The organism is Aridibaculum aurantiacum (assembly GCF_017355875.1).
Classification (GTDB): Bacteria; Bacteroidota; Bacteroidia; order Chitinophagales; family Chitinophagaceae; genus Segetibacter; species Segetibacter aurantiacus.
In genome coordinates, this window is the sequence record NZ_JAFEWC010000003.1 from 90,023 (window position 1) to 104,822 (window position 14,800).

General features: G+C 43.9%; 11 protein-coding genes. 2 read left to right on the plus strand and 9 right to left on the minus strand.

Features of this window, described 5'->3' with window-relative positions:
* Positions 1 to 8: 8 nt before the first annotated feature.
* From hpt to J4N22_RS14255, 4 genes are read right to left on the minus strand one after another with little or no spacing between them, the layout of a single operon-like run.
* Entirely contained in the window at positions 9 to 551 is a 543-nt protein-coding gene (hpt, locus tag J4N22_RS14240) for a hypoxanthine phosphoribosyltransferase (protein WP_207495636.1), read from the minus strand.
* A gap of 29 nt (positions 552 to 580) precedes the next feature.
* On the minus strand, positions 581 to 1,681 hold the full coding sequence (locus J4N22_RS14245; RefSeq protein ID WP_207495637.1) for a glucosaminidase domain-containing protein: 1,101 nt from the start codon (positions 1,679 to 1,681) through the stop codon (positions 581 to 583).
* The gene (locus J4N22_RS14250) at positions 1,681 to 2,319 is read right to left on the minus strand and encodes an O-methyltransferase (protein ID WP_207495638.1); all 639 of its coding nucleotides are present in this window, start codon (positions 2,317 to 2,319) and stop codon (positions 1,681 to 1,683) included. The genes J4N22_RS14245 and J4N22_RS14250 overlap by 1 nt, the downstream gene beginning before the upstream one ends.
* Before the next feature lie 43 nt (positions 2,320 to 2,362).
* Positions 2,363 to 3,919 carry a sodium:solute symporter gene (locus J4N22_RS14255; protein ID WP_207495640.1) on the minus strand — a complete coding sequence of 519 codons (1,557 nt, stop codon included), beginning with the start codon at positions 3,917 to 3,919 and terminating at the stop codon, positions 2,363 to 2,365.
* Positions 3,920 to 4,006: 87 nt separating this feature from the next.
* Here J4N22_RS14255 and J4N22_RS14260 point away from each other — a divergent pair, with 87 nt between their 5' ends.
* Positions 4,007 to 4,558 (plus strand): LOG family protein, encoded by a 552-nt coding sequence (locus J4N22_RS14260; protein WP_207495642.1) that lies wholly within the window; start codon positions 4,007 to 4,009, stop codon positions 4,556 to 4,558.
* Here the strand turns inward: J4N22_RS14260 and J4N22_RS14265 are convergent.
* Together J4N22_RS14265 and J4N22_RS14270 are read right to left on the minus strand one after the other, a co-directional pair.
* Positions 4,527 to 5,141: a hypothetical protein gene (locus J4N22_RS14265; protein ID WP_207495644.1), complete on the minus strand. Its 615-nt coding sequence runs from the start codon at positions 5,139 to 5,141 to the stop codon at positions 4,527 to 4,529. The two genes, J4N22_RS14260 and J4N22_RS14265, sit on opposite strands and share 32 nt — an antisense overlap.
* A gap of 59 nt (positions 5,142 to 5,200) precedes the next feature.
* The gene (locus tag J4N22_RS14270) at positions 5,201 to 6,613 is read right to left on the minus strand and encodes an FAD-binding oxidoreductase (protein ID WP_207495646.1); all 1,413 of its coding nucleotides are present in this window, start codon (positions 6,611 to 6,613) and stop codon (positions 5,201 to 5,203) included.
* A gap of 206 nt (positions 6,614 to 6,819) precedes the next feature.
* Here J4N22_RS14270 and J4N22_RS14275 point away from each other — a divergent pair, with 206 nt between their 5' ends.
* Positions 6,820 to 7,635 carry a hypothetical protein gene (locus J4N22_RS14275; protein WP_207495648.1) on the plus strand — a complete coding sequence of 272 codons (816 nt, stop codon included), beginning with the start codon at positions 6,820 to 6,822 and terminating at the stop codon, positions 7,633 to 7,635.
* A gap of 119 nt (positions 7,636 to 7,754) precedes the next feature.
* Here J4N22_RS14275 and J4N22_RS14280 read toward each other — a convergent pair whose 3' ends face one another.
* The 3 genes from J4N22_RS14280 to recG all read right to left on the minus strand — a co-directional run bounded on the left by J4N22_RS14280 (position 7,755) and on the right by recG (position 14,715).
* Positions 7,755 to 8,771 (minus strand): PorP/SprF family type IX secretion system membrane protein, encoded by a 1,017-nt coding sequence (locus J4N22_RS14280; RefSeq protein ID WP_207495650.1) that lies wholly within the window; start codon positions 8,769 to 8,771, stop codon positions 7,755 to 7,757.
* A gap of 20 nt (positions 8,772 to 8,791) precedes the next feature.
* The gene (locus J4N22_RS14285) at positions 8,792 to 12,406 is read right to left on the minus strand and encodes a DUF7948 domain-containing protein (protein ID WP_207495651.1); all 3,615 of its coding nucleotides are present in this window, start codon (positions 12,404 to 12,406) and stop codon (positions 8,792 to 8,794) included.
* 200 nt (positions 12,407 to 12,606) lie between these two features.
* Positions 12,607 to 14,715, minus strand: a complete 2,109-nt coding sequence (gene recG, locus J4N22_RS14290) for an ATP-dependent DNA helicase RecG (RefSeq protein ID WP_207497002.1) — start codon at positions 14,713 to 14,715, stop codon at positions 12,607 to 12,609.
* Positions 14,716 to 14,800 lie beyond the last annotated feature (85 nt).

Genomic DNA, 14,800 nt, shown 5'->3' on the forward strand with positions numbered 1-14,800 from the left:
TATATTAACTAATCTAGCTTCAATTGGTAAAGCTGGCCCAGGTTTCTGCCTAAGCCATCGTAGTCAAGGCCATAGCCTAATACAAACTTATTAGGAATTGTAAAGCAGACATAATCGATATCAATGGGAAATACTGTGGCTTCGGGCTTGTGTAGCAGCACGGCTACTTTTAGCGAGGAAGGTTGTTGATTGCGAACCTGCGGAAGGAATTGGTTGATGGTTTTACCTGTATCAATGATGTCTTCCAGGATGATGATGTCGCGGCCTGTAATATCAGTGTCAAGGCCAATAGCCGTGATCACATGACCTGTGCTTTTGGTTCCTTTGTAAGAAGCTAGTTTGATAAAACAGATTTCTGCATCAATGGTCAGGTACTTAAAGAGGTCCGCCGAGAACATGAAAGAGCCGTTGAGAACTGATATGAACAAAGGACGCTTACCTGCGTAATCAGCATTTAACTGCGCTGCAAGTTCTTTTACTTTATAAGTAATCTCTTCTTGTGAAATATAGGGAACGAACTCTTTATCGTGAACCTTTATGGTGCCTGGCATGCCGCAAAATTTGCCGCCAAGTTAAGTTGTTATTTCATTGTAACCTGCTTCGTAGAAAAACTTGTTGAAGCAAGTTTAGGTGTAGATGGAGATGGCGCTTTCAAGAAGATCTTTTCACCTACAGCAGGTTCCATTCCTTTTTGCAGCCTGTTGAATTCTAAAAGGCTCTGTAGTTGAACGCCTTCTTTCTGGGCGATATCATATAAAGTTTCATTAGCCTCTACTATATGAACTTCTTTGCTGCCGCGTTTTGCTTTTTTGCTCAGGTAAACTAATTGGTCGGCTACCATAATACCATCATCCTTGAGGTCGTTGAATTCAAGCAGCTTTTTCAGCGTTACATTATGCTTGTTGGCTAAAGCCAGTAGTGAAGTTCCAGCCTGTGCATACAGCACTTTTACTTCGTTAATGGTAAAAGGTTCATTGTAATTGTACCTACTTTTTGCAGCCGATAATGCTACGGTTGCTTTCTGTTCCACAGTTAGTGTGGCAGTAGCTGGACGCTCGTTATTTTTTTGTGGAGTATGTGCCACTACTTCCTGTTGCCTTGCAGGCTGGGTATTGTTCGTAGCAAATAATTCTTGTTCTCTATGCTGTTGTTTTTGCAACGCCAGCAAAGTAAAATGCTGCAGGTTGTTCTCAACAATAATCTTCATCAAACGCTGCGGGTAAGCTGGGTTGGTAGCATAGCCAGCTTTCTTTAAGCCCTTTGCCCAACCCTCATAATCGGTTGGATCCAGTTTAAAAAGAAAAGCATAATGCGCTCTATTGCGCAGAAAATCAGAGTGATCGCGATAAGATTGATCAGGAGATTCATATTTACGGAAGCATTCACCTTTTGCGTCGTCATCATGAAACATGCGGTCGCCGGTCCACTCGGTTTTGCATTTAATGCCAAAATGGTTGTTGCCAACATTCGCCAGTTCACTTTGTCCGCCGCCAGTTTCCAAAATTCCCTGGGCTAATTTTATAGAAGCGGGAATCCCGGTACGCAGCATCTCAGCAATGGCGAGGTCTTTGTACTGGTTAATGTAGTTAGCAACACGATCTTTTTCATTTTGGGCAATCGCTGGAAATAATAATAAAATAGTGGCCAGCAGCGTGGAGACAAGCTTCAGGAATTTTTTCATTATTTCTTTTTTATTAAAAGCAAACCGTCGCGTAAGGTGAGCATCACCTGTACTACCCGGTCGTCTTTTGCTACATGTTTATTAAATGCATCGATAGCCAGCGCATTTTTTCCTTTTACAGGTTCTTCAAGTACCTGCCCGTGAAACAGCACATTATCGGCTATGATGATGCCGTTATTGGTTAAACGTGGAACTACCAGTTCATAGTATTCAATATAGCTTACTTTATCTGCATCTATAAATACCAGGTCCCAGTGGTAAGGCAATGAGGGAATGATATCCCGTGCGTCGCCTAGGTGTAAAACTACCTCATTATTCTTTTCGGCAGTCATAAAATTTTTTAATGATATAGCTGCATCCTGTTCTCTTATTTCAACAGTATGTACTTGCCCGCCAGGTTGCAGTCCTTCTGCCAGGCATAAAGCACTGTAACCTGTGAATGTACCTATCTCCAACACATACTTAGGCTGGATGATGCTGCTGATGAAGCTAAGGAACCTTCCCTGTACATGACCACTAAGCATATGTGCATGCGGGTGAAGTTTGTTGGTGTCATCCTGTATTTGTTGCAATACTTCGGACGATGCACTTGTATGCAACTCTGCATACTGCTCGGCCAGGGCATTTATTAACTCCATGAAAAGGATTTTATGCTAGAAAAAATTGGATGTAAAGACGGTTCTACAGTTCTTTTACTTCGTCCATCACAGGTAATGGCACTGCCTCAGCCTTTGATGAGATCATCCAAAGCCCAATGAAGGTTAAAATTCCATTGATGATCAGAAGCTCAATACCAATGCGGAAACCATAGAACAACCTGTGCGAGAAATCTTTTAGTGCTGTAGCCGTTGTTTCTGCAAGGCGCAGTTTGCCAGCGAACCACTCAGCATTATTCAGCAGGTCAAGCGAAATAACGAGGAGCGGAGCTGCTATGCAAACGATCAATGAAAGCCGGTCGTTGATCGTTCTTCGGGTTAAGATACCAAAAGCAAATAAACCTAGCAGTGGTCCATAGGTATAGCCGGCCACTTTAAGAATGACGTCGATGATTGATTTATCATTTACCCATTTAAAGCCCATTACACACAAAAAGAAAATAATGGCGAATGTAAGGTGTACAGTAAGTCTGGTCTTTTTTCTTGCGGCTTCGTCAAGGTCCTCTCTTCTTTTTAGTCCAAGTATGTCTATACAAAAGGAAGAAGTAAGTGCTGTAAGAGCACCATCTGCACTAGGGAATAGTGCAGAGATCAACCCGATTATGAAAATGATACCAATGCCGGTAGAAAGGTAATTGCCTAATGCAATGGCAGGGAAAAGATCATCACCTTTTACTGCTAGTCCATTGGCGCCTGCATACAGGTAAAGTAGGCCTCCCATTAACAGGAACAACAGGTTTACAAACAGCAATACAACACTTAATGTCATTACGTTCTTCTGCGAATCTTTAAGCGTACGAACACTGATATTCTTTTGCATCATCTCCTGGTCAAGACCAGTCATTGCGATGGTAATAAATGCACCACCAATAATCTGCTTCAGGAAAAAACCCGGTGATTTATAGTCTGTATTGAAGATCTCCGTCATGCCTTTCATGCTCATCTGGTTGATGGCTTCTCCAACTGAGAGGTCCATGATATTTAAAACAGCAAAAATGCAGACGATAAGTCCAATGAGCATGCACGAGGTCTGTAGCATATCGGTGTAAACAATTGTTTTTACACCACCTTCAAAAGTGTATAACAGGATGAGCACAAGAATGACCAGTGCCGTAGCCCAAAAGGGAACATCCATTGAGTCTAAAATGAATATCTGCAGAATGTTTATCACCAGGTACATACGGGCAGTAGCACCCAGTGTACGCGATAGCAGGAAATAAACAGCACCCGTTTTATAACTAACGATCCCAAACCTATGCGACAGGTAATTGTAGATGGATGTCAGGTTCATTTTATAGTACAGCGGCAGTAGCACATACGCTATAACTATATAACCTAAAAAATAACCAATCACCACTTGGAAATACTGCATACCGGACGAGCCAACCGTGCCGGGAACACTTACAAAGGTTACCCCGCTAAGCGAGGTGCCTATCATTCCGAATGCCACCAGCATCCAGTTGCTGCTTCTATTGCCAATGAAGAAACTATCATTGTTGCTGTTGCGGCTGGTATACCAGGCTACTACTAGTAGTAAAAGAAAATATCCAAGAACAAAGGAGAACAACAGGTATGGCGACATAGGGGTATTATATAATCATTAGGTTGCTAAAGCGGTGAAAAGTAGTAAAAAATTATGAGCTAATATTGCCGCCTTAACTGTCACCATATGCCATACACATCGCTTGCAGTATTCTGCGGATCACAAAAAGGTAATAACCCTGTTTATGTTCAACATGCACAGGAGCTAGGAGCTTTTATGGGGAAGAACAATATCACCCTGATATATGGCGGTGGCAGTAAGGGACTGATGGGCGCAGTGGCCGATGCAGTAATGGGTGAAGGAGGAAAAGTAATGGGTATCATTCCAGAGATACTGATTGGATGGGAACACCAACATACAGGCATTACAGACCTTCAGATAGTGCAGGATATGCACAGCCGCAAAAAGATAATGTATGACTTGTGTGATGCAGCCATCATTTTACCTGGCGGCTTTGGTACCCTTGATGAACTTTTTGAAATGCTGACATGGAATACGCTTAAGATCCATGAGAAAAAAGTAATCCTGCTTAATTCAGCAGGATTTTATGATCACTTGATTGCGCATATTAATCAGATGCAGCAAAGCGCGTTTTTGTATGAAAACTGGACAGACAGAATCTTAGTTGTGAATTCAGCAGAAGAAGTTATCGACCTCTTCTACCAAAATAAACTGTAAAGCCTGCACGTATTATTGGCTGAGAGATCCTGCGTTGTCCTTCCACCATTATATAAGGTGAATGTTCATTTTTAGTAACATCAAAAAGTATGGTAGTAAAGAAAGAAGATTGACCTACCACTCTTTGGCCATAACCTGCACCTACCAATAAACTAGGCGCACCAACTCCAAAAGTTTCGCGGAAACCTGTAGAAATCTGCTCCACATTTCCTGATATACGGTTGTACTCGTACTGTGCCTGCAGGTGGATCATACTGATTGGGAAGATCTTTACAAAAGGTCCACCACCATATGTCCACGAACGCTGCCTTAGTTCCGAGCCATACCAGTTGTACCGCTGCGAGCTATAGATAATATTGGTTGTGATACCTGCATCTAACCATTGGGTAAGGCTATAGCCGATCTGCGGATTACCTCCTACGGCAAAGCTACCTGCGCCAAATCCTACATTGATACTTCCGCCGGCAAAAAGCCTGTTCTTATCAAAGCCTCTCCTTTCATCATCTTCATTATCTCGTTGGGCAATTGCCGGAAGTGTAGCAGCTACTAAAAAAAGCACAAGTAGGTGTTTTAGTCTTTTCATCTGTGTATGTTGAATAAATCAAAAAAATGAATGAAAGAAGGGATTTGGGTGCATGCATTTTAATCAAAAATCTTACCTGCGTTCAGGATATTATTCGGATCAAAAGCCTTCTTAATCTGGCGCATCAGGTTCAGGTGCGTTTCGGTAAACACGATATCTAAATATCTTTTTTGAATCAGCCCAATCCCATGTTCCCCGCTAATGGTTCCGCCAAGGCTGTACACCAGGTTGAACAAAGCGCGAATGCCGGCTATCACTTCCAGGTCGTCCTGGCTATTGGCTGTGCCTTCTTTTTTTATGCGGATGTGAAGGTTTCCATCGCCCGCATGTCCGTAGCACACAGCGTGAAAGTTGTATTCTTTTCCCAGCTTTTTTACCCCGTGAATAAGCGCAGGTAATTCTGCTCGTGGTACCACCGTATCTTCTTCTATAGTATAACCAGCAAGTTTTACAGCTTCAGCTACACGCCTCCGCATTTTCCATAGCTCAGCCTTTTGTTGTGCATCGTCGGCAAATAATACATCTTCAGCTTCGTACTGCAACATAAGCTCGCTGATGGCTTCCATCTCGCTCATCATCACATCCATGTTATTGCCATCCACTTCTATTATCAGGTGGGCAGCTATATCATCGGGAATAGGTACAGTGGTATTATTGATAAAATCACTTACAATCTTCAGCGCTTCTACTTCTACTAGCTCAAGCCCACTAGGTGTATAACCTGCTCTGAAGATGGCACTCACTGCTTCCCCGGCTTTCTCGAGCGACTTAAAAGGAACGAGCATCAACAGGTCGTACTTTGGCAGGGGAATAAGCTTCAAAACAATCTTCGTAACAATGCCTAATGTTCCTTCGCTACCAACAATTAGCTGGGTAAGGTTGTAGCCGGTTGAATTTTTCAGCACATTAGCACCGGTCCATATGATCTCGCCGGTTGGTAAAACCACCTGCAGGTTCAGTACATAATCTCTTACCACCCCATATTTCACTGCTTTTGGACCACCGCTATTGGCAGAAATATTTCCACCAATGAAACAACTGCCGCGGCTACTTGGATCAGGCGGGTAGAACAATCCTTTTTCTTTTACCGCATCCTGAAGTACTTCTGTTATAACGCCAGGTTCTACAGTCACCTGCAGGTTACGTTCATCAATATGAAGAATGGAATTCAGTCGTTCAGTTGATATTAAAACACCGCCCCTGTTTGGCAATGCACCACCACTTAGCCCTGTGCCTGCACCCCTGGGAGTTACCGGTATATAATCCTCGTTACACATTTTTAAAATGGCACTTATTTCTTCTGGTGTACGCGGTTTTACTACTACCGAAGGAAGATATAGCAGGTGTTCTGTCTGGTCGTGTCCATAGTTTTCTAGGCTTTCTTCATCTGCCAATACATATGGTTCACCTACAATAGACTTCAGCTGTGAAAGATGTTCAAGGGATAAGGTTGCGTCCGAAACTGCGTTCATTAATGGTGCTTTGCAACAAAACTCGGAATAAATAGCCAGTTCTTAAAAACTTGCTCCTGTACAAAAATGCCAATAGATACTAAAGTGGGGGCAAAGCTTTTAAATGTTAAATATTTCTAACAACCATTAGCGGGAGTAACATTCTACGAAGTAGATCGTACATTTGATACGAAATAATTCGTAATCAAAATCTCAAACAACTGTATATGAAACTTCAAAGACACGCCACCAAACTTGTAGTAGCCCTTGTAGTTACTGTAGCCATCATTGGTATTTCAGCTTTTGGTCAAAAGGGTGGGAGTAAATCAGACTCCTTTCGAAAAGAGTATTCAACAGGAGAACAAGATACCTCATCACGCCGCCGGGCTGGTGGAGTTATGGATACTAAAGATCTAGAAAAGCTGGACGAAGCAATGCGGAAGCTGAATGAAGAAATGAAACAACTGGATATTAAACTGGAAAAGCAGGAGCTTGAAAAAATAAACCAGGAGTTGGATCAGCAACTGAAAAATATAGATGTAGATAAAATAGCGTTGCGTGTAGAAGAAGCATTGAAGAAGATTGATTTTGATAAGCTAGAGCATGAAGTAGGGAAAAATATGAGTAAGGCTGATTTTGAGGATATGCAGCAAGAAATAAAAGCAGCCATGACACAACTGAAAGAGGTAGACATGGTAAAGATGAAAGCTGACCTGCAAAAGGCGAAGCAGGATATTGAAAAGAGCAGGCACCACATAAAAATAGACAGGGAAAAGATACGTGCCGACGTAGAGCGATCTATGCAAGGTGCAAGAATAGAAATAGAAAAAGCACGTGAAGAAGCACAAGGAGTGAAAGACTTTGTAAGTGCTCTGGAAGCGGACGGGCTGCTGCAAAAAGGGAAACCTTATACCATAGAAGTAAAGAACAATGAACTTTTTATAAACGACGTCAAGCAGTCACCAGCCACTTCTGATAAATACAAGCAGTACTACAAGAAGGGCAATTTCAAAATAGTGAATGACAGGAGTGCGAGGATATAACAACTCTATATAAAGGAAGCGGGGCTTGTTGCAAACCTTCCAGCCTTCCAAGTTTTGGGTTTATAATAAAAGAGGTGGATCATTGATCCACCTCTTTTATTGTAAACAAAGCCTGGTATTTAAAATCTTACAGCAGGACATTTCAGATCACTATTGGTATTGATCATCCCTTGCTTAATGATTGATATTTCGTAGGCGCCACGTGTTCCGTTGTAAGGGCTAAGGCCTGAAGCAGTAGCATCATAGTTGAACGTAAGCCTGTAACCATTTACCTGGAAACCAACCATGGGTATGATGGCATCATTCAACCTGTAGTAGGCGCCCATGATCAACTGCGTGCTTCCATCGCCGCTAAGATCTCTTTGCGCATTTACACCAGCAACTGTTTCGTAAGCTGTAGCCATTTTACTTACATAAACATTTGGATTTACGATCCACTGTTCCCCTGCCCTGAAGCTACCGTTGATAAAAGCTGTATACCTTGGTGAAAGCCTTTCATCTGCAACAGATCCATCAAAAAAACTTTCGCGGGGACGATTGATATGAGAAGCACTTAAGCCAACATTGAAGTAAGCATTTTCTGTAGGGAAATAAGCATAGTTCAAACCCGCCTGCAGCGTAAAGTAATTCACCTGGTTGTTTATGAAACCTTCGCCTGTAGGAACTGTAATATCAAAGAACTTACCGTTCCACTGGTTATCAAATGTAAGTTTAGTGAAGTCCACCCGCTTGTTAACATAGCCAAGGTTGAAACCAGCACTGAACAAGCTACCTAGCCCCACTGCCTGGTGATAAGCAACTGATCCGAATGCACGTGTGCTGGTAAGGTTGCCGCTACCTGCCACATCGCGCATCAAAGCGCCGCCAACGCCCACCCAGCCATCTTCAAACCTGTCGCCAAATAACTGAACATCGCCAAATGCGCTAAAGGTTTTATAGGGGTTGCTTATAGCAGCCCATTGTGTACGATAGTTTATACCAAAGCGGTAATCTCCATCAGGAGTGAAACCAGTATTGGCAGGATTTACCAATAAAGGCGCATTAAAGTATTGAGAGAAGTGAAGATCCTGGGCAGTAGCCATAGTGCCTAAAGCCAGCATCCACACGAGCAATTTATATTTTAGAATGTTAGGCATGATCGTCTTTTTTCTTTTCATCATAATAGGGTAATATCTCCCTTCTTCTGGTATTTCTTTCCATCAGAGAATTCTACATCGAGCACGTAGTGATAAACTTCTTTGGGTTGCTTAGCGCCTCGGTATGTTCCATCCCAGCCTTCGGTTCTGTTGTTGGTTTGAAATACAACAGTACCCCAACGGTTGTAGATCCTCCAGTTCATTTTTGCTATACCAAATCCGCGAACAAAAACTTTGTCGTTTACACCGTCACCATTTGGTGTAAATGCATTTGGTACATCCAATAGCGGGATAACGCGTGCCTGTATAGGCTGGCATATTGTGTCGCGGCAACCGTATTGATTGATTGCGATCAGGCAAGTCTGGTAGGTGCGTGTTTCATTGAAAATGTGTGAAATTGGATTGGTGGAAGTAGTTTCCAATACCTCTCCATCACCAAACTCCCACCTATAACTGCTGGCGCCAGTTGAATTATTGAAGAACTCTACCGGAGTGTTCTCTCTTGGTGGTACAGGTGTGTAAACAAAGGACGCTGTTGGGCTGCCACTTATTACGATCCTAAACCTGAGCGTGTCCGTTACATTACACGTACTATTGTCCGTTGCCACCAAAGTGATGTTGTACGTTCCGGGAATAGTATATGTTTTAGTAGGAGATTGTTCAGTAGATGTAGTGCCATCACCAAAGTCCCACTCAAAGCTTTCACCTCCCTGGGAGTTGTTGTCAAACGTAATGGTATGTGGAGCACAAGCGCTTGAGTCAACATTTCTTACGCTGGCTCTTACATTGGCTGCTATACGTACATTTTGGATAATGGAATCCGGGGCGTTACAAAAAGCAGTATCCACCACTACCAATTTTACCCTATATGTTCCTGGTCCGGCAAAGGTGTGATTGATAGATGCTGTACCCGTGGTTACAGGCGGTGTGCCATCATCAAAGAACCATTGGAATGATGTATTGGTAAATGGCCTGCCTGTAGCAGATGTAGATGTATTGTTGAACTGGTAAGTAGTAGAAGCACAGCCACCTACTTTGCTAAAGTTGAAATTAGGTGTAGCAATATCCTCTCTTACCCTTATCCATTGGTACGATGTATCAGAGATGTTGCAGGAGTTGCTGTCGATTGAAATTAGCCGCACCCTGTAGTCGCCTACAGCATTATAGATGTGCTCTACGCTAGGAACAGTAGTAGTTACTTCTGGCGTATTGTCGCCAAAGTCCCACCTGTACGATTGACCTTCTGCATTCAAGTCTTCAAACCTGACACGCAACGGAACACAGCCTGAACTGTCGCCACGAACACCGTTGATGGATGATTCAATTGTATTGGCAATACCGGCAAAGTCGAATTCAATTTTTACTGCAGCAAGGTTACAGTTGTTTGATCCATTGGTTGCTGCCCATGCCCCGGGTGTAGTAGGAAAACTAGCATTTCTTCCACAGTTGGCGCACAACGATTGGTAGATAATACCTTGCCTGTCGAAGCGGCTTGTACCTCCATCTACGTGTTCGCCTGAACCACCAAACTGTCCAAAGAAGCTGCCATATAATTGGCGGGTAGCATTCTTTTCTAAAACAAAGAAATAGAAATCGCTACCATCCGAAATCCTATCAGCGCGTGGATAGGGTAAAGCATCTTGTGTAGTCTGAAGGCCTGTTGTACCTGAGTTAGGATAAGTGCCTGCTGCATCGTTAATGCTGCCTCCCCATCCTGAAACGTATACGTTCTCACATCTATCTACCAGCATTGCTGTAGGTGAAAGATTGGGAGTAGGTGAGTTGGTTCCAAACACTGTAGAATATACATATCCTGAAAGATCAGGTTGTAGTTTGGAGATAAACTGCTTACCACCTGCCTGGCTAAAAGCTGCATTCAATATTGGCCATGTGCCGGTGGTGGTACCCATGATGTAGGGGAAGCCCCTGTTGTCGAACTGGATGCCATACAACATATCATTACCGGTAGTGCCTATATAAGTAGTTCGAATAAGAGAAGTACCTGCAGGATTTACAATTGAAACAAAACCATCCGTAACACCACCCTGGAAACCCGGGTACAGTACACCTGTTTTATCACCCGGTAGGTCGGAAATGCTCGTGGTGTTGCCGCCAACATACAAGTTGCCGTTTATAGGATGGATAGCAACTACGAAAGCAGCATCATCGCCTGCGCCACCTAAAAAGCTGCTGAAAAGTACATTGTCAACATTGGGTGTCATTTTGATGACAACCGCGTCTTGCGCGCCTCCAAAAGTTGACTGGAACACGCCTGGCGTAACAGGGAAATTTCCTGACTGAGTATTTGAAACAAGAATAATATTATTTGATCCATCCAACATGACCTCGCTCCTGGAGTCGTCGCCATAGTTGCGGCGGATGGAAGCAGCACCCAATGGAGGTTCGCTCTTAGGACGAATATTAACACCGTCTCTTCCTGAACCGCCTATTTTGCGGCTACCTACCAGGTTGGTGCCGCTAGCATTTAGTTTGGTTATGAAAATATCCCAATCGCCACCTGGGCCTATCACCGGGCCAGTAGTCGGATAATTCGCAGAAGTTGTATTTCCACCAATGACAAGGTTGCCTTGCCCATCTACTATTAAACTGGTTGGCTGCTCATTGCCAGTTCCGCCTAAATAAGTACCATATAATCTTTGGGTGCCATTAGCACTAAACTTCATGATACCTATATCGAAACCTGCAAGTGAGTTACTGGTAGTTCCGCCGCCATAATTTACCTGGTAAGCGCCCGGGCTGGTAGGAAAACCAGAGCCGAACACAATACCGCCGGCGTAAAAAGTTCCGTCGTTTCCATAGGTAGCTGTATAGCCCCAGTTGTCGGCGGTACTGCCTGAAAAGGTGGAGAAGATCAATACAGGGTCGATGATGAGTGGTTCGTTACGGTTGTAGTTTTCCACTGCAAATTGAACCTGCTTGCCTGCTACTTTAAAACGACATTTTACTTCTTGTTTTACACCATTGATAACCTGGAACGCATAAGGTGCTAGTTCACGCATTTCGCCTACTGAAGTTTTGATGATCAGTTCTTCATTTTTTACAGAAAGACCATCCACACCATCGTATTTCATGGCTATCCTGGCAAGATTAGCGCCCTTCTTTACAATGATGTCGTACTTTAATTTTCCTTCAGAAGTGTAATAGCGAACATCTACACCGGGATAAATTTCCTGGTAAGTAATGCCCTGGTAGATGCGGCAATTGGTTGCCCATTTAGAAGCATCACTTCCAATAAAATAGTTGTTGTAGGTATCGAGAGGTTTGTCGGGAACAATGGTAGGATTGCCTGCATTTACAAACTGCACCTTGTAAGCATGTGCCCTTACATTCAATTCTTTTTCAGAGGTGGCAGGAGGTGCTTTCCTTGCAGCAGCATGCGAGTGGCCATGAAAATATTCACCCACACGTTCCATGTCCTCATCGTTTTCTTTTACTACGGTAAAACCATTTTCTTCTAAAAAGAAACCGCCATTTGCTATTGAACCTTTAAATTTTACTTTAGAATCCCACTGCCCTTTGTTTTCTATAAATTCCAGGTTTGCATATTGCGCTAAGCTGGTAAATTGGAGACAAATAAAGGCTACGACCAGGGCTAATGATACTCGATGTTTCAAGTCGTCTATTTTTTGAAAAGTTACTTTAATATATGGAATAAAGCTACTTACAGATCAGTAGCAGGTATTGTTAAATCTTCTTGTTCAATTAAACCGGGAGAGGGTTGAAATAAAAGTACTTAGTCTTACCTGAATCAATTTCTTAACATTTAGCGGCTGCGCTTTCAACAAGAAATACGCTGCCACTTCTTGGTAAATACTTACGAGATCTTGCTCCAGGCTGTCTTACCTTTTTGCAAAGACAGGTAGTTCTTTAACGGAGCATTATCTATTGCTCCCAGATCCTCGTCGTTTTCCAGCAGCAGTTCAGCTTCCTGCTTTGCCTGTTCTAAAATGGGTTTATCGTTCACCAGGCTTGCCAGCTTGAAATTGAGTGCACCGCTTTGCCGCGTTCCTTCAATATCGCCGGGGCCGCGCAGTTCCAGGTCTTTTTCTGCTATTTTAAAACCATCATTTGTATCGCACATGGTCTTGATCCTTTCCCTTGCGTCGTTGCTCAGCTTGCTGCCGGTAAGCAAGATGCAATAGCTTTTTTCGCTACCACGACCTACCCTGCCCCGTAACTGGTGCAGCTGCGACAGGCCGAATTTCTCTGCATTTTCAATGACCATTATGGATGCATTTGGCACATTGACACCAACTTCTATTACCGTAGTACTTACCATTATCTGAGTGTCGCCTTTTACAAATCGTTGCATGTTGGTTTCCTTCACTTCAGGTGTTTGCCTGCCATGAACCATGCTTATCCAGTACTTCGGTTCAGGAAAAAATGCTTTCACATGTTCATATCCATCCATCAGGTTCTCGTAGTCCAGCTTGTCGCTTTCTTCTATCAAAGGAAAGATGATGTAAGCCTGCCTACCTTTCTCTATCTCGTGCCTTATAAAATCCATCACCTTTACGCGGTGCATCTCATTGCGATGAACGGTGGTTACCGGTTGCCTACCCGGCGGCAGTTCATCCATAATGGAATAATCCAGGTCGCCATAGGCGGTCATAGCCAGTGTACGCGGAATAGGTGTGGCCGTCATTACCAGCACATGTGGATGAATGGCTGCTTTAGCCCACAGTTTAGCCCGCTGCGCTACGCCAAACCTGTGCTGTTCATCTATAATGGAAAGACCTAGCTTGTGAAAAACAACGGGATCTTCTATAAGCGCGTGTGTTCCTACTACCATATGCAAAGAGCCATCTGCCAGCTGCTGCAACAATTGCCTGCGCTGTGCAATTTTGGTGCTGCCGGTTAGTAAGCCTATTTCTACCGGCATGTTTTGCAGCAGTTCGTTCAGCGCGTTGTAGTGCTGCGTAGCCAGTATTTCGGTGGGTGCCATCAGGCAGCTTTGGTAGCCGTTGTCGGCGGCCAGCAACATGGTTAAGAGCGCAACAATGGTCTTACCGCTGCCTACATCGCCCTGCAGCAGCCTGTTCATTTGTTTGCCGCGGCCGGTATCGGTACGTATTTCTTTCAAAACCCTTTTTTGCGCGCCAGTAAGCTGGAAGGGGAGGTATTGGTTGTAAAACGTATTGAAGTATTCACCCACCTTTTCGAACACCACGCCCTGGCTGTGCCGGTGACGCTGCAGCCGGGTAATGCCCAGCCTTACCTGCGCAATAAAAAACTCCTGGAACTTCAGGCGGTAAAGCGCCTGCTGGTAAATACTTGCTGACTTAGGATAATGAATATTTACATAAGCGTCGTAACGCGGCACCATCTGCAGCCTGGATACAATGGGAGCAGGGATCATCTCCGGGATGTCTTTGGGAGAAATGATGGCGAGGAGTGCCGCTGTTAGTTTTCCCAGTTGTTTGCCATTGAGCGCTTTTGCTTTTAGCTTTTCGGTGGTAGGATAAATAGGTTCTAATCCTTTGCCTTCTGCCACTGCGGGATTGTAAGGCTCCAGCTCGGGGTGTGTCATTTGCGGGCGGCCGTTGAAAAAGCTCACTTTTCCAAAAGCCAGGTATTTCTGCCCCGGCACAAGGGCCTTCTGCACAAAGTGAATTGATTGAAACCAGCACAATTCCACTGCACCCGTATTGTCGCGCAGCTGGGCGATCAATCTTTTACTTCTTTTTTCTCCCATTGCCACCATTTCGTCCAGCACGCCCACAACCTGCACAAATTCGGTAGATGAATTGATGGCGGCTATTTTACTTACGGCTGTTTTGTCAATGTGTCGCAGCGGAAAGTGCTCCAGCAGGTCGCCAAAGGTGAAGATGTTCAGTTCCTTCTTCAGCATATCAGCCTTCAGTGGTCCCACACCTTTCAGGTATTCTATAGGGCTGTCTAATATGGAGGGCGCAGAATTGATAGTAAAAGTTTGGCAGCAAAAATAGTGGTTAAGGCCTTGTGGTTGGTCGTTGTGCTGTAGTAGCAGGGGTAATGATTTTTAAGTA